The sequence below is a fragment of the Amycolatopsis sp. cg5 genome (assembly GCF_041346955.1).
Lineage (GTDB): Bacteria > Actinomycetota > Actinomycetes > Mycobacteriales > Pseudonocardiaceae > Amycolatopsis.
On the sequence record NZ_CP166849.1, the window covers coordinates 5,102,928 to 5,115,163 of the forward strand.

General features: G+C 68.0%; 6 protein-coding genes. 2 read left to right on the forward strand and 4 right to left on the reverse strand.

All coding sequences use genetic code 11. The features are described from left to right. Positions 1-100 precede the first annotated feature (100 nt). Positions 101-400, forward strand: a complete 300-nt coding sequence (locus tag AB5J62_RS22930) for a hypothetical protein (RefSeq protein WP_370941968.1) — start codon at positions 101-103, stop codon at positions 398-400. Between the two features lie 123 nt (positions 401-523). After that, entirely contained in the window at positions 524-3,337 is a 2,814-nt protein-coding gene (locus tag AB5J62_RS22935) for an AbfB domain-containing protein (RefSeq protein WP_370941969.1), read from the forward strand. 75 nt (positions 3,338-3,412) lie between these two features. On the opposite strand, the gene AB5J62_RS22940 is transcribed toward AB5J62_RS22935, so the two are convergent. The 4 genes from AB5J62_RS22940 to AB5J62_RS22955 all read right to left on the reverse strand — a co-directional run bounded on the left by AB5J62_RS22940 (position 3,413) and on the right by AB5J62_RS22955 (position 12,233). After that, the gene (locus tag AB5J62_RS22940) at positions 3,413-5,404 is read right to left on the reverse strand and encodes a discoidin domain-containing protein (protein ID WP_370941970.1); all 1,992 of its coding nucleotides are present in this window, start codon (positions 5,402-5,404) and stop codon (positions 3,413-3,415) included. Between the two features lie 106 nt (positions 5,405-5,510). Next, the gene (locus AB5J62_RS22945) at positions 5,511-7,193 is read right to left on the reverse strand and encodes a trypsin-like serine protease (protein ID WP_370941971.1); all 1,683 of its coding nucleotides are present in this window, start codon (positions 7,191-7,193) and stop codon (positions 5,511-5,513) included. A 43-nt stretch (positions 7,194-7,236) separates the two neighbouring features. Next, positions 7,237-8,193 carry a hypothetical protein gene (locus tag AB5J62_RS22950; protein ID WP_370941972.1) on the reverse strand — a complete coding sequence of 319 codons (957 nt, stop codon included), beginning with the start codon at positions 8,191-8,193 and terminating at the stop codon, positions 7,237-7,239. Next, complete coding sequence (locus AB5J62_RS22955; RefSeq protein WP_370941973.1) at positions 8,193-12,233, reverse strand: polymorphic toxin-type HINT domain-containing protein; 4,041 nt, start codon at positions 12,231-12,233, stop codon at positions 8,193-8,195. The genes AB5J62_RS22950 and AB5J62_RS22955 overlap by 1 nt, the downstream gene beginning before the upstream one ends. Positions 12,234-12,236: the final 3 nt, after the last annotated feature.

Below are 12,236 nucleotides of genomic sequence, written 5' to 3' on the forward strand. Positions count from 1 at the left end.
ACGGCTTTTCCGCCAATAGTGCGAGGTGGGCGACCCGTGATTCGATGACGACTGTCGTGGCCGGAACCTGCCGGAGCGCCGATCTGCCGCTGGAGGGGCAATGACGAGCAAACCAGGACAACTCGCCGCCGGCGTGCTGCTGGCACTCACCGCCACCGTCGTCACCGCCCCCCAGTCCATGGCGGACCAGGGTTCCCACATCTGCGGCAACCACGTGGACTACCCCAACGGGCACGCGACCGTCTACTACGGCAACTGCTCCATCTACAAGATCCTCGTGAAGGCCGACACCAAGCAGTCACGGGACTTCTACGTCTGCACGCACCCGAAAACCGACACCTTCATCGGGCCGACGGGCGCCGTCCGCAAAGCCACCTTCGTGCGATACCACGACTGCTGAGCAGCACGCGGCCGGAAGACCGGTCTCCTTGACTGTTCGGGCATGTTCGGTTTCGTCTCATTCCGGTGCTTCTGGTGTCGTGTTACGTTCGATTTTTCCGTGCGTTTCGCCCAGAGGAGTCCGATGCGCCGCCTACTCCCCGCACTGTTCGCGCTGCTCACGACGTTCACCGTGGTCCCGCCCGTCGCGAGCGCGGCCGTGGTCCCGAAACCCCCACCACTGTCGACGCCATGGACGGATCAGGTGTCGACCACCAATCCGCTGCCGGACTACCCGCGCCCGCAGATGACCCGCCCCGACTGGCAATCGCTGAACGGGGAATGGGAATTCCTGAACCCGGCCACCGGTCCGGGCGGCAGCGTCGACCGCAATGCCGCGCCGCCGCTCGGGCAGACGCTGCCCGAGCGCATCCTCGTGCCTTACCCGGTCGAGTCTGCGCTGTCGGGCATCATGCGCAACGACAACCGCGACCTCATGTTCTACCGCCGCACCTTCACCGTCCCGCAGGCGTGGACCGGCAGGCGCGTGCAGCTGCACTTCGGCGCGGTCGACTACGAAGCCACGGTCTGGGTCAACGGCACCCAGGTCGCCACGCACCGGGGCGGTTACGACCGCTTCGAAACCGATGTCACCGCGCAACTCAACGGGGGCGCGAACGAGATCGTCGTGCGCGTGTACGACCCGACCGACGGCCGCGGCGAGAAACAGCCGACCGGCAAGCAGACCAACAACCCGTCCGGCATCTTCTACACCCCGACTTCGGGCATCTGGCAGACGGTCTGGCTCGAACCGACGGCGACCTCGTCGATCTATTCCGTCGACATCTACCCGAACCTGGCCACCAACACCGCGCGCGTGCGGGTGTTCGGGCGCGGCGACGTCAGCGGGCACACCGTGCTCGCCGAGGCGATGACCGGCGCCACCGTCGTCGGCACCGCGACCGGCGCGTTCGCGGAGTTCTCGGTGCCGGTGCCTGCCGCCAGACGCTGGTCGCCGGACGACCCGTTCCTCTACAACCTGCGCGTCTCGCTGCGGAATTCCGCGGGCGCGACCGTCGACCAGGTGGTCAGCTACTTCGGCATGCGCGAGGTGGGCACCAAGAACGTCAACGGGACGCTGCGGCCGACGCTCAACGGCGAATTCGTGTTCCAAGCAGGCACGCTCGACCAGGGCTTCTGGCCGGACGGGCTCTACACCGCGCCGACCGACGCGGCGCTGGCGTCGGACATCCAGAAGCACAAGGACCTCGGCTTCAACATGGTCCGCAAGCACATCAAGGTCGAACCGGCACGCTGGTACTACTGGGCCGACCGCCTCGGGCTGCTGGTCTGGCAGGACATCCCGTCGACCCCGCCCGCCGACGACATCCGCACGCCCGCGCAGATCGCCGAGTTCGAGACCGAGGCGCGCGAGATCATCGACGAGCACCGCTTCTCCCCCGCCGTCATTACTTATGTGCCGTTCAACGAGGGCTGGGGTGAGTGGAACCTCGGCGAGACCAGGCGCGTCACCACCAGCCTCAAGAACTACGATCCGACGCGGCTGGTCAACCCGCACAGCGGTTTCAACTGCTGCGCGTCCAAAGGCGACCCCGGCACCGGCGACATCATCGACTGGCACATGTACACCGGGCCGGACGGGCCGCGGCCGTCGTCGACGCGCGTGGCGGTGCTGGGCGAGTTCGGCGGCCTCGGGCTGCACAACCCCGGCCACGAGTACAGCCCGGACGGCAAGTTCTTCGCCTACGAGCAGATGTCGAGCGCGGCGCAGCTCAACGACCGCTTCACCGGCATGGTGCGCGACCTCAAGCAGCTGATGACCACCAAGGGCGTGTCGGCTTCGGTCTACACCGAGATCAGCGACGTCGAAGGCGAGTACAACGGCCTGCTCACCTACGACCGGCGTGTGCAGAAGGTGGACACGGCCCAGGTCCGCGCCGCGCACACCGACCTGATCGCCGCGTCGAAGGCGTTGAACTCGCCGGTGCCGCTGACGCTGGGGCACGCACGGTCGTTCCGGGTGACCACGCCCGGGTACACCGACCGGTACCTGCGGCACTCGGATTCGGTGGCCCGCACGGACGTGCTGACCCAGAGCAGCCCCGACGGCGGGCGCCAGGACGCCTCGTTCCGCACGGTCGCGGGCCTGGCTGACGCGCGGTGCTTCTCCTTCGAGTCGGTCGGCTTCCCCGGGAAGTTCTTGCGGCACAGCAACAGCAGGGTCCGCATCGACAGCGACACCGGCGGCTCGTTCGCGGCCGACGCGACCTGGTGCGCCCGCACCGGGCTCGCCGCGGGTGGCACGTCGTTCGAGTCGTACAACTTCCCCGGCAGGTTCCTGCGGCACTACTCGGAGAACGTGTACCTTGCGGCCAACGGCGGCCCGAACCCTTGGGACACCACGACGAGCTTCGCCGCGGACTCCACTTGGGACGTTTCCGCGCCGGCGTTGTGGCGCAGTTCCGTGCCGCTGAACGTCAACGCGCGCCAGTCGCTGCGGGTGACGACGTGGGGCTTCACGGACCGCTACCTGCGGCATCAGAACAGCCTCGCGTACACCGAAGTCGTCAACGGCGGCAGCAGTGATCTGCTCAAGCAGGACTCGACGTACACGGTGCGCCGCGGTCTCGCCGATTCGTCGTGCTACTCGTTCGAGTCGGTGAACTTCCCTGGCCAGTTCCTGCGGCACAGCAACAGCCGGGTCCGCAACTCACCGGACGACGGCTCCGCGCTGATGCGCGCGGACGCGACGTTCTGCGCCCGTCCCGGCGTCGGCGGCACCGGCGTGACGCTGGAGGCGATCAACTTCCCCGGTTCCTTCCTGCGCCACTCCGAAGCCCAGGTCTACCTGGCCTCCGGCGGCGGCACCGGGTTCGACCGCCCGCAGACGCTCAGCGCCGACAGCAGCTGGACGATCGCGCCGCCCTGGGCGCCGTGATCAGCCCTGCCGAATAAGGTCGTGAGTGGTACGGCCGGTTAGAACCGGCCGTACCACTCACGACCTCCGCGAGCGCTACGTGGCGTAGACGCCGAATTCCCAGAACGAGAAGCAGTAGCGAGTGGCTCTTTTGACGCCGACGAAACGCACCCAGCGCGTGGTGACCGGGTCGAACCGCGCGGTGTCGATGCCGCCGTCCCCGGCGGTGGTCGACCAGACCGTCTGCCAGGTCCCGGCGGGTTCGCTCCACGCCTCGATGCGGTACTCGGACGCGTAGGCAGGCTCCCAGTCGATCGTCACCCGGCCGACGCGCTGCTCGGAGCCGAGATCGACGTAGTACCACTGCCCGTCGTTCCACGAGCTGGACCACCGGGTGCCGCGGTCGCCGTCGACCGCGCGTGCCGGCGACAGGTCCACGAACGGGTTCCACTCCGTCGAACTGGCCGTGGCCGGCTTCGCCGCAGCGAGGTTGGTGCCGAGAACGTGCGTGGTGGTGGCCTTCCAGGTCTTCAGGTACGACTCCGCGCCCTTGGCCAGGTCGTCGATGACAGCCTGCCCGCCGACCATCCGGACGTCCTCGATCCAGTCCGGGATCAGGCCGTAGTGCGCGGCGCCGTCGACGTTGATGTCCCAGGTTCGCTCGCCGGTCTTCGGCCGATCCATCATCGTGGCGCCGTCGAAGGTGCGATACGGGTAGACCACCGGGTTGGTCGCGCCGGTGCGCGGCGCGGGCCAGCCGCCGACACCGTTCATGTCGGAACCGAAGCCGTAGCCGACCTTGTACTTGTCACGCAGGGCCTTGTTGCGCTGCCACTCGCTGACGAAACTCTCCGAGCCGTTGTCGTAGCCGGTGATGAAGCCGCCCAGCTTGTACACCCGCTCGGACCAGCCCGCGTCCATCCAGCTGTGCGTGGACAGCACGCCGGGATACTTCTCCGCCTCGAGGATGTCCAAAGTGCGCGCAGCCGCTTTGACACTCATATGGTCGATCTCGACCATCATATGCCGCTCCATCATCCGACGTAGCGCGTGCTCGCCGAGGCGGGTGAGCCCTCGGGTGTTGCAGCGCTTGGCCGGGTCGCCGCCCGCGATCGGGTTGTCCTGCTGCGGACCAGGGCACACCTCGGTCGTCCACGTGGTGGCGCAGCAAGAGAATTGACCGGCCTGCAGGATCTGCCCGGTGGTGCCCGAGTCGAAGCGCACGCCGCACAGGCCGTTGTCGAACTTGTGGCACAGGAACATGCTGCGCACGCCCAGCGAGTACAGCTCGTTGATCCCGGCGTCGATCTGCGCGGCCGAGCACTGCGCGACGTCCATGATCTGCTTGCAGCCGAAGGGTTCCGAGGTCTCCACCCCGAGGATGACCGCCAGCTTGCCGTCCATCACCACCTGACGAGCCTGGTCCGGGCTCGTGACGATCCGGAAGAAGCCCTTGCCGGGACCGCCGTAGATGCCGTCGATGTAGTCCTGCATCTCCCAGGATTTACGTGCTTCGAGCCGGATGGCGTCCATCTCGTCGCAGCCGCGGTCCTTGGGCATGATCGGCAACGCGCACAGGACGCCGTTGCTCACCAGGTCGTTGACCATGATGCGCTGCCCGCCGCGCCACGCCCGCTCGATCCAGGCGTAGTAGTTCTGCTGGTGCGTCAGCGACTTGTGAGTCGGCCATTCCTTGAAGGTCGGCCAGCCGACCGGGTCGTGGTGCCCGTCCGGATCGGCGGTGAGGTTCTCGAAGGTGGCTCCCCTGCCGTCGGGGTAGTGCTCGGGACAGTCCTTCAGCGCGTCGGCGACCCCCGCGGGCGAGAACGCCTTTCCGCAGATCAGCCTGCCGCCGAAGCCCTCGTTCGCGAGGATGTGGTTGTGGCCGTCGACGAAGCCGCGGACCTCCCCGCCCTGACTGCCGGTGAACGGGGCGCCGGTCGCGCCGATCTCGCTGTCCGGGCTCGGCCGGTTCGGCGGCTCCCACCAGTTCTGCGCTGCCGACGACGCCGGCGTGCCGCCGACGGTGAACGAGATGGCCGCCAGCGCGGCCACCACGAGTGACAGGGCCCTGCGATGCCGCTTCATCGTGAACCTCCCGTACGCGCCCGAGGCAGGCGTATCGGGATGATGGTGACGGCTGACACATACATGAGTCAAGTTCATGTTTTGCCTCAGCCGTCCACCGCTCAGGTCAGGTGAGCACGTCCATCGTCTCCCAGGACGAACGGCCGATGAGGATGGGCGCCGAGAACGTCTGCGCGCCTTGACCGGGCGTGCGGACGAAAGTTCCACTGTGGACGTACGCGTTCAGCGCACCGGCCGTGGTCGTCCCGATGATGTCGGGCCGCCGGTCGCCGTTGATGTCGCCGAGCGTGAGCAGTTGTTTCGACGTCCAGCCCGAGCCCACCTTGTAGGTGGACGGCCGCATCGGCGCGCCGTCGGAGTAAGCGCCGCCCGCGTACCGGTCGAGCACGGCGAGGTCGTTGGTGCCGGTGGCGCGGTTGGTGATCATGAACAGGTCGGGATTGCCGTCACCGGTGAAGTCCGCGAATCCGCCGGGGACCACGTCCTTCCCGCCCGTGGCGACGTTCACCCTCGCCGACAGCGTGTCGAGGCCGTTGAAGCCGTTGTTGACATAACCCCACAGCGCGAGCCGGGCGGGGTCGCCCGCGTCCGCGGCGATGCCGAACACCTCGGCCTTCCCGTCCCCGTTGGTGTCCGCCGCGAAGATGGAGCTGTAGGTGTTCCAGCTGCGTCCGATGAGGACTCGCGACTTCAGCGTGCCGGAAGTCCCGTCGATCTTGCCGGTTCCGAGATAGCCGTAGAGGTCGCCGTTGGTCGCCCTGGCGAGCAGATCGGCGACGCCGTCACCGTCGAGGTCGGCCTGCTGCAGGAGGTTGTAGATGTTCCAGCTGGTGCCGATCGCGGCTGCGGGCTTGTAGGACTGCTCGCCCACGACAGGGCTGAGCTTGTTCTCGTAGGCGAACAACATCGCGTCGCTGGGCCGCCGGGTGACGAGATCGGTCGCGGTCTTGCCGGTGAGCGACCCGGAGTGCCCGGCGAGCGCCGCCCGCGCGGCGGGGGCCTGCGCGATGACCCGTTCGGCGCCGGGGAGGAAGTACCACGAGTTCAGCGGGTCGGACTGGGCGCGGATCCAGTCCACGAGGTCGTCGGTCCGAGTCGCGGTCGATCCCTGCTGTTCGGGGTTCTCCCCCAGGCAGCCGTGCTGCCATGAACTGCTGCTGACCCCTGCCAGCACCGAGCCGGTCGGCGCCGTCGCGAGGGTGGGCCCACCGGCGTCACCCTTGCAGGTGTCACCGGGCCCGGTCAGCGAAAAGGTCGTGTCGGTGCTCTCGGACACCGTGAATCCTGCCTTGTGCGGAGCCACCGGTGCCCACTCGTTGCCGGTCCGGCCGAAACCCGACGCGGTGACGGCCGTGCCCGCGACCGGCGCGGTCGTGCTCAGCGGCACCGGCGTGACGGTGGTGTTCGCGGCCGCCAGCCGCGCCAAGGCGACGTCCCGGCCTCCCGGCGAGACGACTCGCGTGATGGCCACGGGCTGCTTCCCCAGAAGCGTCGCCGTCGCCGCGATGGCGGGGGCAGGAGAGGCGATGCGGTAACCGTCGGCGGCTTTCGCGCCGAAGCAGGTCGCGGCGGTGATCACCCACTGCGGCGCCACCAGCGCGCCGGAGCAGGCCCGGCCGTCGACCGCGCCGATGCCGCCGATCTGAATGCGTGCCAGATAGGGCTGGCTCGCGGCGGTGACCTCGGTGCCACCGGACACGGCGGAGGCGGGCGCGGCCAGCAAAGTCGCCGCCAACCCGGCTACGGCCAAGGCGGTTCTGCCTGCTTTGTTCAGCGTTTTCCTGCTCATGACTTCCCCAAGCGATGGTGTGTAGACGATTTTCGTGCGGCGGTCATTCCTGGGGGTAGTCCCGCCAGAATCCCGGCAGTGGCCCTCCGGCGAAGTGCCCCTCATTCAGCATTCGCTCAAACAGTTCCTCATCGTAGGACTGCCGGTACGTCACGTCCGGCAAGCCGATCCGAACCGCTTCCTGCCTGCTGATCAACCGGACCGTCCGACCTTCTTTTCCTTTCGAGATTGCCGCGCCGTGTTCTCCGTAGCGGTTACCAACCGACACCGACGTCGACGGCCGGAAATAGAACTCCGGCGGATCCGGGAACAAGCCGAGAAGCGCTTCGCTGTGGCCTATAATGGGCCATTTACCGTTCGCGATAAGCGCATCGCCTGTAAAGACTGGTATGTGCTCGGCACGATATTCGCCGACCGGACCCAAACGGGGTTCCTTGAATACGCCGGACAGCAGTCCGACAGCCACCTCAGTACTGCCCTCGGTCAGGATTACCGCGAAGTGGTGACCGGACTCGCTCGACCGGATCGCAACGACATCTCCCCGAACGGCCTTGATTCGCTTCGGCGCGTGCACAGCCAAACTAGCCACGTCACCGCTGCTGACATCGTCGAGCCGCAACTGCGCCGCCCTGAGGGCCTGAAGCAAAACGCTTGCAAGTTCTCCTGCCTCGGCCGGTTGTCCGCTGCTCACTGCCACTCGTTCAGCCAGGAAGGCGAGGAGCTCGGACGCCTCGGTGAAAGTGATGTCGTTGAGGCCTGCGACACGCTCGGACGGCGTCGCTTCGTAACGACGGCCGCCTTTCAGTTTCACCCTGAACACCAGCGGAAACGGGACCGATCCCAGCTGCTCGCAGTTACCCGGCACGGATAGACCCAGCACCTCGAGCAGTTCCCCCAAGGTGGGATTCCTTTGTCGCTCGGCGGCAAAGGCTTCGACGACCTCGCCGAGTAGCGCCTTCGCGGTTCGCAGGTCACTTTCGATCAGAGTGATCTTTGCCATTAACAGGCCTTTCCGGCCAGTTGCGCTTCCCTTTTCGCGTGGGCTTCGTAGCCGACGCGATTGTCGGCGGCCAGCGGGTTTTGCCGGTTACGACGCCAGTCGTTCGGGTTGCCGTCCTTGGAGTACGTTCCGTACTTTTCGGCGTTGGCCTGCTCATCCAGTCGCGCCTGATAGTACGGCAGATCCTCATCGAGCACCTCCATGATGTCATCGGCATCTAGCTGGAAGCGTTTCGCCCCGGCCGGGCCGGACTTGGAGTGCCGCCTTTCCACATCCCGTTTGGTCTGCTTCGAACCGAAGAGCCCGACGTAGTAGACCTTGCCGGTGCTATCCCTCAGCACGTACGTGCTGTACTTCTTCCCGGGCCGGTTGTAGTAGTCCGCGTCCTTCGTGCGCTTGGCCGCGTTGTGGACCAGTACCGGGATGTCACCGGCCAGCACGTAGTACGTGTGCAGGTCCTCGACCGTGAGGTTGTAGACCTGCATGACCTGCGTGTACGACCGGACATCGACGACCTTCGCCGGTTTCCCATCGGGCGTCAGTAGGTGCACGCCCGCGGTGATGTCCTTGGCTTCCAACCACTTCTGCTGTTCCACCACCCAGAACGGATGGTTGCCGGTGGCGTCCACCGAACCGGCTCCCGCACCGTCGCCGACGGTGATCGACACCATCTGCTTGAGGTCCGAGCCGACGATCAGCGCGGTGACCGCCCGGAACCCCACGCGGCCGGTCTGCGGGTCGGCCGCGGCCACCCGGTCACCGGCGACGACGTCCTTGATCGCCTTGTGCGTCCCGTCCGCCAGCAGGACTTGCACGGTCGGCGCGAAGCTCATCCCGATCACCGGCAGCTTGCACGCCTTCATCGCTTCGCTGATGGCCTCGCGCGTCGCCTTGACCTCGGTCTTCGCCTGTTCCACCCGGCGAAGGAACGCGCCGACCTTGCCTGCGACCTTGACGATGGCCGCGACGAGTTTGCCGCCCTTGGTGAACAGGCCGACCGGGTTGCCGAAGGTCAGCGCGTTCAGCGCGGTCATGAGACAGGCTTCGACGTCGCCCTGCGTGAAGCAGTTGACGGCGTCGGTGTAGCCGATCATGTCCAGGATGATTTCGGCGCCTTCGGTCTTCAAGAAGTCGACCAGGCTCACGTTCGCGTCGGCGACGGCCTTGTTGTACTTGTCAATGCAGGCTTGGTCGTTGTTGCAGGTCCGCGCCAGATCGGAGCCTTCTTGCGCGGTGAGCGGCCCGGTGGCGATCGCCCGCTGCTCGGCCTGGTACTTGGCCAAGGCGATGTCGTGGGCGGCGGCCGCCTCGTCGTAGGCCATCGCCGCGTCCCGGCCCGCTGCGGCTTCCGAGGCACGCGCGGCCTGCGCGGACCTCGCCGCGTCCGAAGCGGACGCTTTCGCTTGCGAGGCCGAAGTCGTCGCGCGGGTCGCCGACAGTGACGCCGCCTCGGCGTCCCGCTCCGCCGCGTCGGCTGCCGAGCGCGCGGTCTTGGCGGACTCGGCCGCGCGGTCCGCGGACGCCTGTGCGTCGGCGGCGGACTGCTTGGCCTGCTGCGCATAGGTCGCCGCCTCGTTGGCCGATTGCCGCGCCTTCTCCGCCCACATCCTGGCTTCGTCGGCCGCGTCGGCGGCATCGGCGGCGACCCGGAACGCCTCTTCGGCATTCGCCCTCGCGGTCGCCGCGATGCGCGACGCGTCGGCCACCAGCCGCCGGACACCGGCGACGTGCGAGGCGGTCAGCTGGTCGCGTTGCGCGGCCTTGAACTGGCCGCTCTGTACGAATTCCCTGGCATAGGCGGGCGGGCCCGCGAGCGCGATCTGCGCGGCGGCCTGCACTTCCGGGCCGCCGGTGCTGATGAGCTGGCCGATCTTGATCCGGTCGTCCTGCTCGGCCGCGTCGTACTGGCCGACCGCGAGGAACTGGTCGACGTCGGCCGGGGTGCCTTCCAGCGCTTTTTGACCGGCCCGCTGGGTGGCTGGGCCACCCTTGGCCATGATCTGGCCGACCTTCTTCCGGTCGTCGACCACTTTGCCTTCGTAGTACTGGGTTTTGAGGAACTCGCGAAGCTCGACGCCGTCACCGAGGTAGGCGTCCTGGGCGGCTTCCCGCTGCTTGTCGACGGTCGTGTTGTCGGCGACGTAGCGAACCCGTGCCCGGTCGTCTTCTTCCGCCGCCTCGATCCGGCCCGTCTGCAGGTAGTCGAGCATCTCCACTTCGCCACCGGCCAGCACCAGCTCCGCGGCGGCCTGCGTCCACGGGCCGCCCGTGGTACGCAGCCGGAGCGCGGCCTGCCGCCCGTTGGCCAGCAGGGTGGCCGTATCAGCGTCCGGCGCGGCCGCTTTTTCCAGCAGTAGCTGGGTTTCCTGGTCGATCCGGGTGGCTTCGGCGGCGTCCCAGGCCGCCTTGTGCTCCAGTTCCGCCTTGACCTTCTCCGCTGCGGCGACGCCTTCTTCCTGGAGCTGCTGCAGCCTGTTCTTGTCCGCTTCTCGGGCGTTCTTTTCGATCCGGTCAGCGAGCTCGGCGGTCTGCGTGGCGGTGGTCGCTTCCAGCTGAGCCGCCTTGGCATGCCTGAGAGACTCATCCCTCGCCTTTAAGGCATCGCCAGCGTGGTCGGCGGCTTTGATCGCTTCGGCCGCCGCTTCATCGGCATGACCGGCCGCGCTCATCGCCGCGGTATAGGCGTCCATCGCGGCTTGCGCGGACATGCGGGCCAGCGACTCGGCCCTGGCCGCCGCTCGATTCGCCTGTCCGGCGAACTTGTGCGCGTCAGCGGCGGCACGTCGAGCGCGTGCGGCTTCGGACTCGGACACCCCAGCCTGATTGGCGGCGTTCTCGGCGGCCGACGCAGCCCGATCGGCGTTGCTACCCGCGCTCGCCGCCGATTGCGCCGCGCTCGCCGCCTGGTTCGCGGCGTCGCCCGCGGCCTTGGACGCGTCAGCGGCGAGCCGGGCGCCGATGGCGACCTTCTTCGCCTTCGCGGCGGCATCCCTTGCTGCGCCGGCCTTACCCGCGTCCGTGGCGGCAGCAGCAGCGGCGCCACGCGCTTCGGAAGCCGCCTGGGCTGCCGAAGAAGCGGCGGAAGCGGCACGCGACGCGGCCGCGGAAGCAACACCGGCGGCCTTGTTCGCGGAGTTCGCCGCCGAGATGGCTTCTTGCGCAGCCTGTGCGGCCCTGCTGGCGAAGTCGGCGGCCCGTCCCGCGGCCGCGGCCGCCTTCTGCGCGTCACCCTTGGCCGCCGCGGCTTCGTCCGCCGCGGTCAGTGCCGCCTGCTTGGCCAGTTCCGCTGCCGCGACCGCGCGGGCGGAGGCCTCCTTCGCCAGTTCGGTTTCCCTGGCGGCCGCCTGACCGGCCAGCTTGACCAGGTTGACCAGCTCGTCGATGCTGGCTTTCTCGTTGTCCCGCGCCCTCGCCGTGTGCTGACCGGTCTCCAAGAACTCCTGGACGTCGTTGTCATCACCGTTGAGCGCGATCTGCCCGGCCTTGTTGACCTCCGGCCCGCCGGTCGCGATGATCGCGCCGACCTGCTTCCGCCGGTCGGCGATCTCCGGGGAGAGCCTGCCCGCGGCCAGGAACCTGAGTACGTCGTCGGCCGTGCCTTCCAGCGCCGCCTGCCCGGCCCGCTGCGTCGAAGCGCCGTTGGCCGCCATGATCGTGCCGACCTTCGCGCGCAGGTCCAGGCGCTGCGGCTCCTTCCACCCGCCTTCGAGGAACCGCCGCACGTCGTCTGGGCCACCGCCCAGCGCGACCTGGGCGGCTTCCCTGACGCGCCGCCCGCCGACGGCCATGAGCTGGCCGACCTTGATCCGGTTGTCGTGCCCGATGGTGACGTACTGCCCGGTCGCGACGAACTCGCGAAGCTGTTCCTCGGAACCGAGCAGTGCGGCTTCCGCCGCTGTCCGGGTGGCCCGCCCTCCGGTCTTGAGCAACTCGACCGCCACACCGCGATCACCCAGTGCGGGGTCCGCACTGGCACGCAGAGGCGTTGCCGTCGCGGAATCACCGAGCATTCCCGCGACCAGCGCGAAGATGACGGCCATGAC